This window comes from Bartonella sp. MR90HLJMH, assembly GCF_042194115.1.
Lineage (GTDB): Bacteria > Pseudomonadota > Alphaproteobacteria > Rhizobiales > Rhizobiaceae > Bartonella > Bartonella grahamii.
The window spans coordinates 282,639-301,157 of record NZ_JBHIMM010000001.1; the positions used below are offsets into that span (position 1 = coordinate 282,639).

The 18,519-nt window shown below is 36.7% G+C and carries 13 protein-coding genes and 2 tRNA genes; 6 read left to right on the top strand and 9 right to left on the bottom strand.

Going from position 1 to position 18,519, the window contains the following annotated elements:
• Position 1: 1 nt before the first annotated feature.
• From ACFIJ9_RS01105 to fabA, 4 genes are all read right to left on the bottom strand, one after another.
• Complete coding sequence (locus ACFIJ9_RS01105; RefSeq protein ID WP_375635472.1) at positions 2-151, bottom strand: hypothetical protein; 150 nt, start codon at positions 149-151, stop codon at positions 2-4.
• Positions 152-1,317: 1,166 nt separating this feature from the next.
• Positions 1,318-2,136, bottom strand: a complete 819-nt coding sequence (gene fabI / locus ACFIJ9_RS01110; protein ID WP_375635442.1) for an enoyl-ACP reductase FabI — start codon at positions 2,134-2,136, stop codon at positions 1,318-1,320.
• Positions 2,137-2,183: 47 nt separating this feature from the next.
• On the bottom strand, positions 2,184-3,404 hold the full coding sequence (fabB, locus tag ACFIJ9_RS01115; protein WP_375635443.1) for a beta-ketoacyl-ACP synthase I: 1,221 nt from the start codon (positions 3,402-3,404) through the stop codon (positions 2,184-2,186).
• Between the two features lie 57 nt (positions 3,405-3,461).
• A complete protein-coding gene (gene fabA, locus ACFIJ9_RS01120; protein WP_012754549.1) occupies positions 3,462-3,971 on the bottom strand; it encodes a 3-hydroxyacyl-[acyl-carrier-protein] dehydratase FabA in 510 nt (169 codons plus the stop codon).
• 231 nt (positions 3,972-4,202) lie between these two features.
• Here fabA and irrA point away from each other — a divergent pair, with 231 nt between their 5' ends.
• Complete coding sequence (gene irrA / locus ACFIJ9_RS01125; protein WP_375635444.1) at positions 4,203-4,736, top strand: iron response transcriptional regulator IrrA; 534 nt, start codon at positions 4,203-4,205, stop codon at positions 4,734-4,736.
• A gap of 46 nt (positions 4,737-4,782) precedes the next feature.
• On the opposite strand, the gene ACFIJ9_RS01130 is transcribed toward irrA, so the two are convergent.
• The 4 genes from ACFIJ9_RS01130 to ACFIJ9_RS01145 all read right to left on the bottom strand — a co-directional run bounded on the left by ACFIJ9_RS01130 (position 4,783) and on the right by ACFIJ9_RS01145 (position 9,813).
• Entirely contained in the window at positions 4,783-5,343 is a 561-nt protein-coding gene (locus tag ACFIJ9_RS01130) for an SH3 domain-containing protein (RefSeq protein WP_026500127.1), read from the bottom strand.
• 1,620 nt (positions 5,344-6,963) lie between these two features.
• Positions 6,964-7,197: a 30S ribosomal protein S21 gene (rpsU, locus tag ACFIJ9_RS01135; protein WP_012754552.1), complete on the bottom strand. Its 234-nt coding sequence runs from the start codon at positions 7,195-7,197 to the stop codon at positions 6,964-6,966.
• A gap of 186 nt (positions 7,198-7,383) precedes the next feature.
• Positions 7,384-9,057 carry a formate--tetrahydrofolate ligase gene (locus tag ACFIJ9_RS01140; RefSeq protein WP_375635445.1) on the bottom strand — a complete coding sequence of 558 codons (1,674 nt, stop codon included), beginning with the start codon at positions 9,055-9,057 and terminating at the stop codon, positions 7,384-7,386.
• 679 nt (positions 9,058-9,736) lie between these two features.
• A tRNA-Arg gene (locus ACFIJ9_RS01145) sits at positions 9,737-9,813 on the bottom strand.
• 368 nt (positions 9,814-10,181) lie between these two features.
• Here ACFIJ9_RS01145 and ACFIJ9_RS01150 point away from each other — a divergent pair.
• From ACFIJ9_RS01150 to pgi, 3 genes are all read left to right on the top strand, one after another.
• Positions 10,182-11,321, top strand: a complete 1,140-nt coding sequence (locus ACFIJ9_RS01150; protein WP_375635446.1) for an efflux RND transporter periplasmic adaptor subunit — start codon at positions 10,182-10,184, stop codon at positions 11,319-11,321.
• The gene (locus tag ACFIJ9_RS01155) at positions 11,318-14,452 is read left to right on the top strand and encodes an efflux RND transporter permease subunit (RefSeq protein WP_375635447.1); all 3,135 of its coding nucleotides are present in this window, start codon (positions 11,318-11,320) and stop codon (positions 14,450-14,452) included. Before ACFIJ9_RS01150 ends, ACFIJ9_RS01155 begins: the two co-directional genes overlap by 4 nt.
• A gap of 189 nt (positions 14,453-14,641) precedes the next feature.
• Positions 14,642-16,306 carry a glucose-6-phosphate isomerase gene (gene pgi, locus ACFIJ9_RS01160; RefSeq protein WP_375635448.1) on the top strand — a complete coding sequence of 555 codons (1,665 nt, stop codon included), beginning with the start codon at positions 14,642-14,644 and terminating at the stop codon, positions 16,304-16,306.
• Between the two features lie 313 nt (positions 16,307-16,619).
• On the opposite strand, the gene ACFIJ9_RS01165 is transcribed toward pgi, so the two are convergent.
• A tRNA-Ser gene (locus ACFIJ9_RS01165) sits at positions 16,620-16,709 on the bottom strand.
• Between the two features lie 285 nt (positions 16,710-16,994).
• Between ACFIJ9_RS01165 and rplU the strand changes: the two genes are divergently transcribed.
• Positions 16,995-17,474 (top strand): 50S ribosomal protein L21, encoded by a 480-nt coding sequence (gene rplU, locus ACFIJ9_RS01170; protein ID WP_375635449.1) that lies wholly within the window; start codon positions 16,995-16,997, stop codon positions 17,472-17,474.
• Positions 17,475-17,486: 12 nt separating this feature from the next.
• Positions 17,487-17,756 (top strand): 50S ribosomal protein L27, encoded by a 270-nt coding sequence (gene rpmA, locus ACFIJ9_RS01175; RefSeq protein ID WP_273787451.1) that lies wholly within the window; start codon positions 17,487-17,489, stop codon positions 17,754-17,756.
• Positions 17,757-18,519 lie beyond the last annotated feature (763 nt).

Below are 18,519 nucleotides of genomic sequence, written 5' to 3' on the forward strand. Positions count from 1 at the left end.
TTTAAATAATGGAGATTACCTCACACCTTGATGTGTCAGGTAAAATAGAACGCCCAAAACAAAACACTATTGCTGTTGTATATTCACGCGCTTGTTTTAAAGAGACCTCTCTTAAAACTCCCAAGCTCAATTCGCGACGGTGACCGTGAATAGTGTAACGATAAAGCCATTGTGCACATCCTCATCTTTACGTTTATGAAGGAGGAAGCCGAGCATCATCACACATCCTACCAGCCCCCAATGTTGAGACAGCTCTTGGCACTTGAGGCTGTTCAGTAGAGATGTTTACGCCTTTATTTTCTCACATGACAATTCTTTTTTTATATGCAAGAAATGACTTTTGGAATTATAAATTTGAAAATCTAAAATTGAAAAAATGTTATTGTACTTGTTTATGGCTGTCATTTAAACTGAAAAAATAATGTGATTATAAAGATAAAAAATTGATTTATATGAATAATTCATTTTATTTTTGTATTGAATTAATTAAAAATATGTGTTTGCTTGTCACAAGCGGGTTAGTATGTGGATAAAAATTATTAAAAATACTTCTAATGAATCATCTCAAGTATCAAGGGGTGTTTCAACATTAGAACATGGCAAGTAAAATGATAGTGTCGGTTTGTCATTTGTATAGACATTAAAATGGTGGAGAAAAAAGGATTTATGTACTTCACGGGGATTTTATCTGTTCTACAGATACCATTGTGAAATGGAATTGCGTGTATTGAGGGATATCTTTTAAAAAAATGCATGAAGGAGCAACAGCCGTAGTGTTTTTGAGCGTTCTGTTTTACCTGATATATCAGAGAAATGCTTTCATTAAAGAACGAGAAAAATAAAGGTGTGAGGTAAAGCGTAATCTCCATTATTAAAAAAATATTGATGTGGATGCTTTTAAAACTGTAAAGCCTCATTAAAGAATAATAGTAAGATTAATGATTGATTTCTTTACGCCTTCATATTCTTCCTAAATTAGATTGTCTTTGCGTTTCAAGAATAAATAAAACGGTAGGCAATATTTTTTTCAATCTGGTATACAAAAGCTGAAGCTAAGGATTTTAATAATCCTCTAATCTCTGTTTCAAACTGCGATGGCATGAGGGCTGAGGATTGATTTGTAAGCAACAGCAAAAGCGTATGCTTTAGTAAGGTAAATAACGTCATAAAATACAAAATTTTTCAACCATGGATTGAAGAAATATTCGGATTTTTATAAAATACTTTGCAAAACAAGGCATCTGGTTTTGTATTATACTTATTCTTATAAAGACCTGCACACGTGCCTTACGTCATATTTTCTAAGTGCGATAATTTTTATTCTTCTTGAGTATCGTCACTTTTTTTCAGTTCTTCAAGTATTGGCATAGACATGATGTTATAGCCTGAATCAACATAATGGATTTCACCTGTAACACCTGATGATAAGTCAGAGAGTAGATAAAGAGCAGATTTTCCAATTTCATGAATATTTACGGTACGACGTAATGGGGCATTACGGCGTTGATGTGAAAATATTGCACGTGCAGCTGCAATGCCATTACCTGCTAAAGTTCTAACAGGACCAGCGGAAATCGCATTGACACGGATATTTTGAGGACCAAAGTCTGCTGCTAAATAACGTACCATAGCTTCTAAAGCTGCTTTAGCAACACCCATGATGTTATAATTAGGCACAACTTGCTGTGAAGCACCATAGGTAAGAGTTAAAAGTGTTCCTCCATTGGGCATAAGCTTACCCGCGCGTTGGGCAATTTCAGTAAAGGAATACGCTGAAATAACCATCGTGCGTTGAAAGTTTTCACGTGTTGTAACATCAACGTAACGCCCTTTTAGCTGAGTTTTATCTGAAAAACCAATGGCATGGACAATAAAATCAATTGTTTTCCATTCTTTTTCAAGTTGCCCAAAGACGTAGTCAATATTTTCAATATTTTCAACATCACACTCTAGCACTAATTTGCAGCCAAGTTTATCTGCTAGAGGTTGAACACGTTTTCCAAAAGCATTTCCTTGATAAGTCAATGCTAATTCAGCTCCTGCTTGTGCGAGCTGACAGGCAATGCCCCAAGCAATTGAATGGTCATTTGCAATTCCCATAATAAGGCCACGTTTGCCCTCCATCAAACCTTTCATATTATTCTCCGTAGACCGTACTTTTTTCAATTACTAAGAACTTTTGTTTATTCATAGCGTTGGAAAACAAGCGTTGCATTGGTACCGCCAAAGCCAAAAGTATTTGACAATACGGTATTAAGTTGTTGATGATCGCGTCGTTTACGAACAATTGGCATATCGGCAAAAGCTGGATCAAGTTCTTCAATATGAGCACTTTCACAAATAAAATTATGCTTCATCATTAACAGTGTGTAGATTGCTTCCTGAACACCAGCTGCACCCAAGGAATGACCAGTCAGAGATTTTGTGGCGGAAATTGGTGGGCATTGATCACCTGCTCCGAAGATACGGCGGATCGCTTCTATTTCAGGGGGATCACCAACAGGTGTTGCTGTTGCATGGGGATTGATATAATCAATCTTATTTTTGACGGTCGCAAGTGCCATGCGCATGCACCGCTCTGCTCCCTCACCTGATGGAGAGACCATATCGTGTCCATCGGATGTAGCGCCATAACCAACAATTTCTCCATAGATTTTTGCACCACGTGCTTTAGCGACTTCTAGTTCTTCAAGAACCAAAACGCCAGCGCCACCAGCAATAACAAATCCATCACGATTAGTGTCATAAGCACGCGAAGCTTTTTCTGGTACATCATTATATCTGCTGGACATAGCACCCATAGCATCGAATAAAACAGATAATGTCCAATCCAGATCTTCGCAACCACCAGCAAAAATGCGATCTTGTTTTCCATATTGTATTGTTTCATAAGCATTGCCGATACAATGATTGGATGTAGCACACGCGGAAGAGATTGAATAGTTTACGCCTTTAATTTTAAAAAAAGTTGCAAGTGTTGCGGATGCCGTAGAACTCATCACTTTAGGCACAACAAAAGGACCGATGCGTTTTGGACCTTTTTGGCGTGTAATATCAGCAGCCTCAACGATTGACTGAGTTGAAGCACCTCCAGAACCCATAATAATACCCGTGTGTTCATTCGATACTTCATGCGGTTCTAGACCCGCATCAGCAATTGCCTGATCCATAGCGATGTGATTCCATGCTGTTCCACGCCCATGAAAACGTAGAGCACGTCGATCTACGAGTTCTTCTATATTAATATCGGGTTTGCCGTAAACTCTGCTACGAAAGCCTAATTCGGCATATTGAGGCGCGTAAGAAATTCCGGATTTTGCTTCACGTAAACTGGTTAAAACAGCTTCAGGTCCATTTCCAATCGCGGAGACAATTCCCATTCCGGTTACAACAACTCGACGCATTCATACCTCCTCGTTCCATACAGAATAGTGAAAAGTTCTTTCTGACGGAAATAACGTTCAATCTTCTTTGAATAAAGCAACGCGTAAATCATTCGCCTTATAAATAGTCTCTCCATCTGCTTTTAGCCACCCATCAGCTATTCCTAAGACTAAATTTCCACGTCGAATACGCTTAAAATCTATTTCATATTCAAGAATTTTGGTTTGTGGAGTTACCATCCCTGATAACTTTACTTCACCTGTTGATATCGCTCTTCCTTTTCCTGGTTCGCCTAGCCAACCAAGAAAAAAGCCTGTTAATTGCCACATACCGTCTAGTCCGAGACATCCCGGCATGACGGGATCGCCTATAAAGTGACAATTAAAGAACCACAGGTCTGGTGTAATGTCAAATTCGGCGCGAACCATTCCTTTATCGTATTTACCATCAGTTTCACTAATTTGAGTGATTCGATGAATCATCAACATTGGCGGTGCTGGCAATTGCGCATTACCTCTACCAAACATTTCGCCGCGAGCGCAGCTTAGAAGCTCTTCATAAGTGTAGCGAGACTTTTGTTCAGCCATTGTTACTCCATTTATTTGCATATATCTTTATTTCTGCGCTTTTCCCAACCTACTTTTAGAGCAAATTTCAAAGAGAGGGAAATGATTTTATATCATTTTTAATGACAAAAGCCCTTTTTTATGTATTCTACACAGGTAATTATTTAAAAATGGAATACAAGATTACACCATACTATTCCCATTTTTTTGTATTTTGATCTTATTTAGCAGGAATATATTTGGGTTTGTAATATGTCAGTAAGTGCAGACGACTTAGATATGAATGAAGAACAACAGTTCACAAAAGAGTGTGGAAAATTCACAAAAGAGTGTGGAAAAATTGTGCAATATTATTCCATTTCTATGTTAGAAAAACGTTTGCGTCAAAATGGTCTGCGTCCAACACGTCAGCGGTTGGAGCTTGCACATATGATTTTTTCTCAAGGAAATCGTCATATTACTGCTGAAGAGCTCTATGAGGAAGCGGGGAGGGCAGGTGTACCTGTATCTTTAGCAACGGTTTATAATACGCTTCATCAATTTACGGAAGCGGGATTGTTACGGATTATTGCCGTAGAAGGCTCAAAAACTTGGTTTGATACCAATACCTCTGATCACTACCATTTTTATATAGAAGGCGAAAATCGTATTCTTGATATTCCTTACAATTTGGAAGAAGCTCCCATTATTAGAAATTTGCCTAAGCCACCAGAAGGTATGGAAGTTTCACATGTTGATTTGATCGTACGATTGAAACCCAAAAATCAATCTTGTGATAGGCAGTGAGGATATTCAATGAGGAATAAAAGTTAAACTTGATAAGTTTGAGTATTCACCAACCTTTTACTTTTTCATCAGGATAGATTCCCCATAACTGGGGTTGCTGAAGCCATCCGCGCGTATTATTAATGTTTAGTTCGCACCATTGTCCATCACATTGGCGGATATTACCAATGACATTAGGTTCTACTTCCGCCACAAGTTCTGCGTTGTCGGTGGGGTTTTTTCGTAGCATCAGCCTTTTTGTTTTATCTTTTTGCCATGGAATAGTTATAGCAGTTCGCTTTCCCGATAAAAGCGATTGATACACCCACCCCTCATCGCCTTCTGCATCACGAATTTTGCGCCATTGATCATATTCTTGAATGATTTCAATAGGCAAGCCCTTCTTTTTGTAGGTAAAAATGATAGAATAGTTGCTTCCTGGTCCGACGCGTACATTAACGCTGGTGGGTTTAATCGAAGCAAATCGCGGAAGTGGTAAACCGCTGGGCCCTAAATTTTGATTAAATGTTTGTGCGTGCAACAAATGAGGTGAACCCAATACAATGACTGTTGCTATTAAGATACATGATGCGAGTATTGAAACGCGAAACCAACGAGAATTTTGCACACTGAACTCCTTTATTTCGTCATATATTGGAAATTTAAAATCTGAAAGATAAGACTAGAAACTGATAAAAATTATGACATATCGCTCGTTAAAGAGATCTAAACAATGAAAAAATTGTTACGAGAATAGCAAAATAAGGAAAACAAAAGTTTGTATTTTTTAGTGCTTATCTTGTTTATGAGGGGATAAATATAAATAAACACTGGACTTTTATGTAGCTGTACGCGTGATAAAACAGTAAAGTATACTGGGAGCATAGCATTTTTTGTACAGGAAATTAGGGCTAAAGTATTGCATCTCTTTTCTGAGTTTGTTTCTCGAAGTAAAAGTACATGTATGCATATTATGAACAAAGAGCTGTTCAGTAAAGGGGTTATCATGTGGCTTGAAAAGAAGTTTTGAATGGACAAAATAATACGATGAATAAAACATTTAAGCTTAAAAATATGAGCAAAATTATGGAGTAGATTGATATATGAAGGGCTGATTTTAACAGGACAGTTTTTCGTGATAATCCATTTTATAAAATTTGCTATACTATAATCTTATGTCATGATAATGCTTATCCGTATGGCAGATAAGCTGGATTCATCATACCATTTACCAGCTCTCAATGTTATGCAGTTCTTATTATTTATGGCGTTCATAAGAAGCATTTTTATTTTTTTCTTAAATAGCTTTTATTCTATTTGCATACTAACCCTGCTTATGATGTACAAGAAAATAATCTTGATTTATTCAATATAAGAAGGTGTTGAGAAACTTCACGTTATTCAGAATTATTACTTAATATGAAAAACGATTACTTATAACGATAAATCAATGCGTTAAAAACTTTAACTCGTTATTTAAATTGTAAAAATATTTCCATCAAAAATGGTAATAAAAGGTACATTCATTCATCCATATTAAAATACAGTGTTTTCTCTGTTTATTGTCAATTTTCTTTTTCTCTAACTCAGTATAGAAGAAAGTTGAATGAAATAGAGGAGCTTATTCAATACACTTATGGGGGGCATTACATAAGTGATGAATAGAAGAAATTTATCAAGAAAAAAGAATCTGTAGTGCCGTGGTTGAAATTCGTCATCGTTTAGAGAGACAGAGTCAAGAGATATAAAAAGTTATGGAATTATATCGTTTTGTTACATAACTGAAGGGAAAGAGGATTATGCATTTGATATCATATTTTTACACACAATCGCATATTGCGATAGTTATTTTTGTTTTGCAATCTGACCTAGGATGTTCGAAAGATGTAGAATATTTAATGACAAAAAAAGAAAATCATCATGAAATTTGTACATAAAGAAACAGTTATTTAAGAGATATCCGGAAGGAGAAAAATTATAGCGAAAAGTGATAATAAAACACCTTACACTCAATTCACATAAGAATAAGTCGCTTAAATATCTAAAGCGTAGTTTGTTATCTGTTTTTTGAAATATAAGAGTGAAAAAAACACCCCTATGACAGAAACCTTATTATTTTCAGATAACTAACATATTAGATAACATTGTACACAAAAAACCGTACACAAGCAATTTATTGCAATCGCCTATGAAGATAAAATTTTCTGGAAGCTTATTATCTACTACTTATGCAATTACATAAAGTATATTACTTTACCGCAACAGTTCGTCCGTTACTAACAAAACCTTCTCTTTGCGCACGCTTACGAGCAAGCTTACGTGTACGACGAATAGCCTCAGCTTTTTCACGAGCACGCTTCTCAGATGGCTTTTCATAATAACTACGCATTTTCATTTCACGGAAGATACCTTCACGCTGCATCTTTTTTTTCAACGCACGGAGCGCTTGGTCAACATTATTATCACGAACGAGTACTTGCACTATCTATCCTGCTTTTTTCAGTGTCATAAATGATAGGAAAAACCTACATCCTTTTAAAGGCATATCCAAAAGGACAAGCACCTATATCATATAAATAAGACATTTGTCTATATCGCTTTTTAAAATTCTATTCTTTTTGCAATAAAACGCTTTTTATAATGAATGATAGAATTTACGGTTATAAATTTATGAAAGTCCTTGTATTTGATCATTTTCGTCAAGATGAATTTTTTCAGCCGTGGGATAATGGGGTAGTCCCGGCATGGTCATAACATCTCCACAAATGACAACAATAAAGCCAGCTCCTGCGGAGAGACGAACTTCACGTACGGGAATTTCAAAATCAACAGGAGCACCATATTGCTTGGGATCAGAAGAAAAAGAATAAGGTGTTTTTGCCATACAAATAGGGTAGGCACCAAAACCTTCTTTTTCCCAAGATTCAAGTTGTTTGAGAATAGGGGCTGGGATGATGGCGCCACGCCCACCGTATAGCTTTGTTATAATACAATTAATTTTTTGAACGAGTGGAATATTATCTTGATATAAAACTTTAAAATGAGAATGTTTTTCTTCAATCAAGGTAACGAGTTCTTGTGCAAGTTCTATAGCGCCTTTTCCACCTTGTTCCCAATGCTTACAGATAATAGCTTTGTGTCCAGTTGTTGCAACTATTTTTTGTAATGTTTTTATTTCAGCATCGCTATCGCTGTCAAAATGATTGATAGCCACAACACAAGGAATACCGTAGTGCTCCATATTCTTTATATGTCGTAAAAGATTGGCTGTTCCTTTTTCTAAAGCGGTGATATTTTCTTCTGTCAGGTTATTTTTATCTACACCACCATTCATTTTTAATGCACGAATAGTTGCGACGATTACTGTAGCATTTGGTACAATACCTGCTTGCCTACATTTGATATTGAAGAACTTTTCTGCTCCAAGATCTGCTCCAAACCCTGCTTCTGTGACAACATAATCAGCAAGTTTTAAAGCAGTTTTTGTTGCTATAACTGAATTGCAACCATGAGCAATGTTGGCAAAAGGTCCTCCATGAACGAGAACAGGGTTATTTTCAATTGTCTGTACGAGGTTGGGTTGTATAGCATCTTTGAGAAGAACTGCCATTGCACCTTCTGCATTGAGATCAGAAACGGTGATGGGCGTTTTATCATAACGATAAGCAACAATAATTTTTTTGAGTCTTTGTGTAAGGTTTTCTAAATTTTCAGAGAGACAAAGAAGTGCCATAATTTCTGACGCAACAGTAATATCAAAACCTGTTTGGCGTGGAAAACCATTTGTTATGCCCCCTAATGAAATAACAATATCGCGCAATGCACGGTCATTCATATCAAGAACGCGTTTCCAAACAATGCGACGTGGATCAATGTTTAGAGTATTTCCCCAATAAAGATGATTATCTATCATTGCGGCAAGAAGATTATGAGCAGCTGTAATAGCATGAAAATCACCGGTAAAATGTAAATTAAGGTCATCCATTGGAACGACTTGTGCATAACCACCACCAGCAGCACCACCTTTTACACCAAAACAGGGACCCAAAGACGGCTCTCTCAAGGTAGCTATTGTTTTTTTACCAATAAGATTAAGAGCATCACTTAGTCCAACTGTTGTTGTTGTTTTGCCTTCTCCGGCAGGTGTGGGATTGATAGCTGTGACGAGGATAAGTTTACCATCTGGATTTTTATCAAGCGATTTTATGTATTCAGAAGAAATTTTAGCTTTATCATGGCCATAGGGAATGAGATTTTCATGTGAGATACCAATTTTTTTTGCAATTTCAATAATATGCTGCTTTTTAGCAGTGCGAGCAATTTCAATATCTGTTTTAGGCATGGAAAAATTCTTTAAACTTAGCTTTTATTAATGTTCGAGATCTGTACCCCATGGATTAATTAGAAGAATTCATAGAGAACAGAAAGTGTTAGGATATCATAGAAGTCGATGATATGCTATGCAAGAGATAATGCTAAAGAAGCACGAGAAGAGTTTCATTGTTTTTTAGGAAAAAGAGTTTCTTTGCTTTTAAGCAGTAAAAATATGTTTAATTCAATTAAAAATATCTCGAAAAGAAGCTTTGGTTTGCAACAAAATGCTAATGATATTAATGGATACCATAAGTGTTTTATGGCGGCACATCTGAAGTCCCTATTAAGATGGGATTGCTAGGAATAAAATATCCAGAAACATCTAGTTATGGAAAAATTAGAAATAAGCACGCAAAAAATTATCTAACTGATTAAAGAGTATAATCCGGAAGAGACTAAAAACAAGCGCATAGATCGAAAAAAGAAAACAACACACGCTGCTTATGCAATCGTTATGATTATTAGCTAATAAAAGCACCTTGGAGCTGAATTGAAGGACTCATAACATCTTATTCTAGCAAAATGGCTAAAGAAACGACTCACAACAGAATGAAGTAACAAAATACAAAAAACAAAGATAGGCAAAAATAAATCACAAAATAAAGAATTTAAAGAGCCTGAATTTATAAGAAGATATTATTGATAGATGGCGCACCCGAAGAGATTCGAACTCCTGACCCCCAGATTCGTAGTCTGGTGCTCTATCCAGCTGAGCTACGGGTGCATACATTTCAGTTTTTTACATTATCTATGACAAAGGGTTCCTAATCGTTTCATTAAAGAAATGCAAGTGAAACTTGGATAGTAATAAAAAAAACTCTCTTTTTTATGAGATATTTTAAAAAAGGATATAATATATTATGGTTTCAGTTGGTTTTGATATAATCATTTTTTGTTGTGACTGTACAAAGCAATATGAACGATAGTTAACTTGACGTTTTAATCTATGAAAGATAGTCAAGCAAAGATGAGATGTGTTTTTTGCGGTGGGGGGTAAGATATATATACACCCGCTGTTTGGTTTTTGTGTAAAACACCGATATTACTGTTGAAAACTATTTCAGATGAACATGACACAGCAAGGGTGGATGTATGGCGTTATTAAAAAAGAGCTTTCCGTTGGTGTTTTTAATCGTCGTTTTAACGGTTACTTATTGGGCTGGAAAAAAGAGTGCAGAACAACCCATTTCTATGGTGGATAAAACAAGAGTATCGTATAAAGCTTCAAAGGAAAAAATGGGAAGACCACCGGCGAATGTCGTCGTTGATCTTGTAAAAGTTCAAGATTTTTATGAACAACTTAACGTTCTTGGGAGTGGAAAAGCTCTTGCAGAAGTCGATCTTACCCCTTTATCCTCAGGTGTTATTGATAAGCTTTTTGTATCAGCTGGTACAAAAGTACAAGTCGATGATGTGATTGCAAAGCTTGATTCTAAAAAAGAGGAAATAGCGGCTGCAAAAGCAAAAGTACAACGTGATAATAATGCATTAACGCTTTCGCGCATTCTTAAATTACGCGCCAGCAATACAGCAACGGAAGTTCAAGAAATTACAGCACGTTTAGAGTTGGATAACGCAAATTTAGTGTTGCGTAATGCTGAATTAGATCTCGATCGGCGAACAATTCGTGCACCGATTCCTGGAGTTGTTGGTATTTTGCCCGTTGATGTGGGGAATAACGTGACCCTTAATACCGTAATAGGGCGTATTGAGAATAGAGAACGTATTTTGGTCGATATATGGGCCCCTGAACGATATGTGTCGCGCATCCATAAAGGAGATGAGGTAACGGCAACATTAACTGCGCAGCCAGATAAATCTTTTGTTGGTCATATTTATGCGATTGATAATATTGTTGATCCAGAAAGTCGCACGCTTCATGCTCAGGTTGAAATCAATAATGAAAAAGATACGCTCATGTCTGGTATGTCCTTTTCTGTTGTATTGCAATTTCATGGTGGTTCTTTTCCTGTCGTTAATCCTCTTGCGGTTCAATGGAATAGTAAAGGGTCATTCGTTTGGCGTGTGAGAGAAGGAAAAGTAGAGTCTATTCCCGTATCAATTATTCAGCATAAAGCGGATCAGGTTTTCGTGAAAGCTTCCCTAGAAAAGGGTGATCAAGTTGTCATTCGAGGGGTGCAAATGCTTTATCCAGGAAGTAAAGTAACTATTGATGATCCAAAGTCCCACCAACAGCAATTATCAGCGGTTTATGGAACGGATATACAATGAGCCAAGAATTGAGCACAAAACAGCCTATGTCAAAGGTGGAGCAAGGTGGTCTCATTGCCTTATTTATTCGCAGACCGGTTTTTACTTTTGTTTTAAATGCTATGATCATCATTGCAGGATTTGCAGCATGGTTGAATGTTGATGTAAGAGAATTACCCGATGTTGATACTCCAGTAACAACGATTGTGACGATGTTTTCTGGTGCGTCAGCAGAAACCATTGATCGTGAAGTAACAAAAGTTATAGAAGATGCTGTTTCTCGTGTTTCAGGTGTTAAGACAATTTCTTCAACATCTTCTTTTGGACGCTCTCGTGTGCAGATTAATTTTAATGTCGGTGTTGATTTGAATGTAGCGGCATCTGATATTCGTGATGCTCTGTCTCGTATTGCTTATTCTTTACCAAAAAATGCAGATACCCCTCTGATCATTAAAGCAGATTCGAATGCTGCTGCCATGATGTATTTGGTTGTGACGTCACCAACAATGAGTATTGATGATTTAACAACGATTGTAAATGATCAGATTGTTGATGCAATTTCTGCTGTTGATGGTGTTGGTGATGTACAGGTTGATAGTGCTCGCACAAAGATTTTTCAGATTGATATAGATCAAGCAAAACTTGCAAGTTATGGATTAACTGTAGCAGATATTTCACGTGTTCTTGCTGATATGACAACGGATGTGCCAGTAGGATCATTACGCAATTCTAAGCAAACTTTAGTTGTCCGTGCCACTGCACGTCTAACAACACCAGAATCTTTTGAACAAGTTGTTTTAAAGCCTCATGTGCATCTTGGCGATGTTGCGCATGTTACTTTATCGCCGGATATAGAAACGGTTATTCTTCGTATCAATGGAAAGACAGGTATTGGATTAGGTATCGTGCGGAAAGCACAATCCAACACGCTTAATATTTCTCAAGGTGTAAGAGCCGTTGTTGATAATCTCAAAAGTATTGTTCCTTCTTCTGTACATATAGACGTTATTAATGACGATGCAATTTTTATTAAAAGTGCCCTTCATGAGGTTGAGGTTGCGTTGGTCATTGCTATTTTGAGCGTTATTTTAGTCATTTTTCTTTTTCTCAGAGACATTCGTGTAACACTGATACCTGCTTTATCTCTTCCTGTTGCCTTAATTGGTACCATTGCAGCTATTTATCTTGTGGGATTTTCATTAAATATTCTCACATTTTTAGGACTTGTTTTAGCAACAGGGCTTGTTGTGGATGATGCCATTGTTGTTCTGGAAAATATTGTTCGATGGCGCAATATGGGGTTAGGTTCCAGAGCTGCAGCGGTGTTAGGAACACGTGAAGTTTTTTTTGCTGTTGTCGCAACAACATTGACTTTAGTGGCTGTATTTGTTCCTATTTCCTTTCTTCCTGGGCAAGTTGGAGCGCTTTTTAGAGAATTTGGTTTTGTTTTGGCAATTTCTATTTTGCTTTCTTCAATTGTTGCCTTAACGCTTTGTCCCATGTTGGCTTCACGTTTTCTCAAAGAACATATTGAGGAGAAAGAAGAAAAGTCCCATCATTTTACTTTTTTATATAAATTAGGTACTTTTCTTCATAAGGCATATACTTACAGTTTGCATCAGTGTTTAGAAAAGCCTTGGTCTGTTATTTTTGCTTCACTTATTTTTGCGGGTCTTTGTGTCGGAGGCTATATGAAGCTGAAACAGGAATTAACTCCAGCAGAAGACAGAGCTCTTATCTTTTTGGTTATTAATGGACCACAAGGTATTTCAACACAATATTTGAACGAACAGGTAGAGCAAATTGAAGCAAGTCTACAGCCATTACGTGATGCAGGGGAGATTGCTAACAGTTACTCTATTGCGGGTATTGGTGGTTCACCCAATACTGCTTTTTTGGTTTTATTGCTTTCATCTTGGGATGAACGTTCACGTAGTCAGCAAGAAATTGTGAAGGATGTTAATGCAAAGGTTAGACAGTTTCCCGCAGTTTTTGTGTTTGCTGCGGAGGGAAATTCTCTAGGTGTGAGAGGAACTGGGCAAGGATTACAATTTGCAATTCTTGGCAACGATTATGCAACACTACAACCCATTGCTGATAAGCTGGTGAGTGCTTTACAAGATGATCCGCGTTTTATTCGACCACGTCTTACTGTTGATGCAACACAACCACAATTTTTTATTGAAATCAATCGAAAAAAAGCCTCCGATTTAGGGATTGATATCACCAATTTGGGCGATACATTACAAGCAATGTTGGATGGTAAAAAGATTGGTTCCATTAACGTGGATGATCATTCTTACGATGTTAAATTGATATCGCGTAAAAATTCTATGAAGAGTCCCAGTGATTTAGAAAATATTTTCTTAAAGACTAAAGACAATCGATATGTTCCTTTATCGGTTATTGCGCATTTACATGAAAAAGCTATCGCTCCCCAATTAAAACGGGAAAAACGCATGAGCGCTGTTATTTTAAGCGCAAATCTTGCTCCAGGTATCGCTTTAGGGGAAGCTTATCAAACTGTACAGAAAATTGCTTCTCCTTTGTTATCAAAAGGAATCTACGTGGTTCCCTTAGGAGAAGCTGAAACGCTTAATGAAACATCTTCCAATTTTATGATTGTTTTTGGCATTGCTTTTTTGATTATTTTATTGATTTTGGCTGCCCAGTTTGAAAGCTTTATTTCAGGATTCATTATCATGGCTACGGTCCCATTAGGGATTGGTTGTGCTGTAATTGCTATGCTATTAAGTGGTGTGAGTCTTAATATTTACAGCCAAATTGGACTAATTTTGTTAATTGGCGTTATGGCAAAAAATGGTATTCTCATTGTTGAATTTGCAGATCAATTACGAGATCAGGGAAGAAGCGTGCGTGAAGCCGTAGAAGAAGCAGCAAATATTCGACTTCGTCCAGTTTGTATGACAATGATTTGTGCCATTTTAGGAGGTATTCCTTTGGTTTTAGCCAAAGGTGCTGGCGCAGAAGCTCGTATAGCTTTAGGTTGGGTTATCGTTGGTGGCTTAGGTTTAGCAACTATTTTTACGCTTTATGTCACACCGGTTGTTTATCTTTTTTTGGGGCGTTTTATAAGACCAAAAGCAGAAGAAGATTTACGCTTAACAAAAGAACTCAATCAAGTTAAATGATGTATCTGATAGAAAAGGTTTGAAAGTTTATTCCTGTAAAAATATCATTTTCGGATCTTATCCTTTTATTTTGTATATTCCTTCATTTTTATGTGAGCAGTGAAAATAGCGAGCAATAAAGGAGACGCTTTCTGCTTTGTTATGGTTTGGGCATAGATTTCATTATCAATAATCGTATAGGATAAGCTTATGGGAGATAGCTTTTCGATTCGAAATGAAAAGGCTTTTGAAGCCACATTAAAAGCTTTAAGAAACCATGCCGCAAAGGATGGGGTCTATGATATTCGTCGACATTTTGTAGAAGATGAACAGCGTTTTTCCCATTTTTCCCTCAGACTTGATGATCTTCTTTTTGATTTTTCAAAATGTGGTGTGACATTTAAAACATTGCAACTTCTAGATGATTTAGCTGTCGCAGCAGATGTGTTAGGCCGGCGTGATGCAATGTTTTCTGGTAAGGCGATTAATACAACTGAAAAACGCTCAGTTCTTCATATTGCGTTACGTTTACCTGCTGATGAAATTTTCATGTTGGATGGTCATAATCTTATTCGCGATATTCAAGACGTCCTTGAAGATATGGAAAGATTTTCTGAAAAGGTACGTGATGGCAGCTATAAGGGAAACAGCGGCGAGAGAATAAATGATATTGTCAATATTGGTATTGGTGGTTCTGATCTTGGTCCTGAAATGGTTACATATGCTTTAAAACCTTATCATGATGGTCCACAGTGTCATTTTGTTTCTAATGCTGACAGTGCCCATATTTCTGATACTCTCTCTATTTTGAATCCAGCAACAACGCTGTTTGTCATTGCTTCTAAAACTTTTACAACGGCTGAAACAATGGTAAATGCTCAAGTTGCACGTCAGTGGATCTGTTCACATTTAGGAGAAGAAGCCGTTGGTACGCATTTTGTTGCTGTTTCAAGTGCGCTTGATAAAGTGGCAGAATTTGGCATAGATTCCACAAGAGTTTTTAAATTTTGGAATTGGGTTGGAGGGCGTTATTCAATTTGGTCAGCCATTGGACTTGTTGTTATGTTTGCAATAGGTGGTGAAAATTTTCGCCAATTTCTCAACGGTGCATTGCAAATGGACCAACATTTTAAAACTATGCCTTTGCATAAAAATATTCCTATTCGTTTTGCTCTTTTAGGATTCTGGCATCGTGTTATTTGTGGTTATTCATCACGTTCTATCATTCCTTATGCACAGCGTTTAATACATTTTCCAGCTTATTTACAACAGCTTGATATGGAATCAAATGGTAAGCAAGTCTCGCTGGATGGAAAACCATTAAGTTTTTCAAGTGGTCCGATTGTTTGGGGGGATTCAGGAACAAATAGTCAACATGCTTTTTTTCAGCTTCTGCATCAAGGAACAGATATTATTCCTGTAGAATTTATTTTATTTATAAAAGGGCATGAGCAAAATTTACATTCTATGTATGAGATGTTGCTAGCAAACGGTTTAGCACAATCAAAAGCATTGATGAAAGGGCGTAGTATTGAAGATGCTCGGCATATCTTGATAAAAAATGGAGTTGATGAGGGTGAAGCAGATCATTTAGCACTTCATAGAAGTTTTAAAGGAAACCGTCCCAGCATTACGTTGGTTCAAGATTTATTAACACCTTTTTCACTCGGTCGTCTTATTGCGCTTTATGAACATCGTATTTTTGTTGAAGGGATTTTAATGAATATTAATTCATTTGATCAATGGGGGGTTGAACTTGGTAAAGAATTAGCAAATGAGTTACTACCAATTCTTCGTGGAGAAAGTCAAGCGGATAATCGCGATAGTTCAACATTAGGGTTGCTAGCACATATTCAAGAAAGACGTGCAAAATAAATATAATTTGACAGCAGATTTTGTACTAACTAAGCAAAAGTAGAATGAGAGAGAAATATGAGACAATTCTTTGATTTTACTATGCGTTCTCTTATTATCTGAACTATATTTATGTAACAGAAAACCAAAAAGTGAAAAAATTGTAAAAATGAGAATTTATGCAAAAATGATAAAGACCTTTGAAGAGTCTTGAAGACCTTTTGAAAAATGGATTGGTACAAAACCTGCTGACAAACTACACTAGGTAAAAATATACAGAATCCACCGGCAAGCTACGATTAAAGACATTTTAATAATATCGCTTTATAAACTTTGGCGGAGAGAGAGGGATTTGAACCCCCGATAGAGTTGCCCCTATGCCGCATTTCGAGTGCGGTGCTTTCAACCACTCAGCCATCTCTCCATAATAAAGTGAAACAAAAATCGGCACTATTTGAGTGTATAAGGGGTAGATAACCTTCAATTGTTTTTGGTACAACCTTTTTTTCTTTTTTATGGGACTTTATTGACAGAGAATAGAAATTCCTTCATATATACGGAACATGAGCGTGGGGAAATCTGCGCATATTTGTGTTGAAGAAGGTTTTATCCTTCTTTAAAATCTATTACGACTGATAAAAAGCAGCCTATTTTCCCTTATTTCAAGGCAGAAATTAAATAAGAGCTGGAGTGAACGGAAGGATAAAAAATGTTCGCAGTCATTAAAACTGGTGGTAAGCAATACCGCATTGTTGCTAATCAAGTGGTGAAAGTTGAAAAAGTTAGTGGAAATGCGGGTGATGTTGTTGAATTCAATGACATATTGATGGTTGGGCAAGAAGGTAATGCGGTTATTGGTACCCCTGTCGTTGCTGATGCATTGGTGACAGCTGAGATTGTAGAACAGGCACGTGGGCGCAAGGTTATCGCATTTAAGAAGCGCCGTCGTCAAAATTCTAAACGCACGCGTGGTCATCGTCAAGAATTTACGAAGCTTCGTGTTTTAGAAATTTTAATGGGTGGTTCAAAAACTAAAAAAGCAGCTGCAAAGCCGATAAAAGAAGAGGCAACTGCACCAAAAGAAACAAAAGATACTGCTTCTGTTGAGAAGACGGCTAAAAAAACAGCTGAAAAAAAGACTGCGTCACAGAAGAAAGCGTCTGTAGCATCAAAGAGTAAGAAAGATTAAAGGAGAGCGTCTATGGCACATAAAAAAGCTGGTGGTTCCTCGCGTAATGGTCGCGATTCAGAATCGAAACGTCTAGGCGTTAAAAAATTTGGTGGTGAGACCGTTATTGCTGGAAATATTATTATTCGCCAGCGTGGTACACGTTGGCATCCTGGCAACAATGTCGGCATTGGAAAAGACCATACGCTTTTTGCATTATCAAATGGAAAGGTTTCTTTTCAACGCAAAGCGGGTGATCGTTCCTATGTTTCAGTCATTCCTATGGTGGAGGCAGCAGAGTAATCTGTAACACTCTCTAGCAATCAACGGGATTCCATTGAATTGTAGTTGTGGTTTTATAAGTATTAAAAGGGAAAGATAGAATTTCATCTTTCCCTTTTTGTTTTGGTACTATAATAAATGTAGAAGATGTACGAAAAAGGTGGAATTGGGGAAATGACTTTTCTCAATGAGGGGAGGAACTTGTGCGGTATTATGTTAGTATTTAGTACTGAACGTATTGATATTATGATAGAATTTGTTGATAAATTTCTGTATAATAATAGTAAGGAGAGACTTTCTTTTTATGCATGAAGAAGTGTTTAGTAATTTCTTTATAAGAGAAGCAGTTTGTTTTCAGGAAATTATGAGAAATTTAATGAAAGCATTATTTATGTAATCATTTTGATAAAGATGGATCTTTTTATTGGCATTGTAGTATTGATGAGTTGTCATACTGTTTTTAGGTGGTGGTGTGGATAGGTGGGGCTATTCATTTAAAAGGATATAGGGATAAAAAATCCATAAGATGGCAGTCAAAACTACTTTGAAAGTGACGTGCATTAAGGAGTTTTCGGTAAATCGAGAGTGAAATTATATTTTTAAGGAGGACGCTGTTTAAAGATATAAAAATAACCAATGTGCAATCAGCGCTCTTCAAGAATATTTTTTCTGATTTCATTATTATTGTATTGTACATTTTTGAAAATAAACAAGCATAAGAGCTAGGGTTAAGGCAATAACTGCTTTTCATTTTTTACTTTATTTATCTTATTTGTAGCGTTTT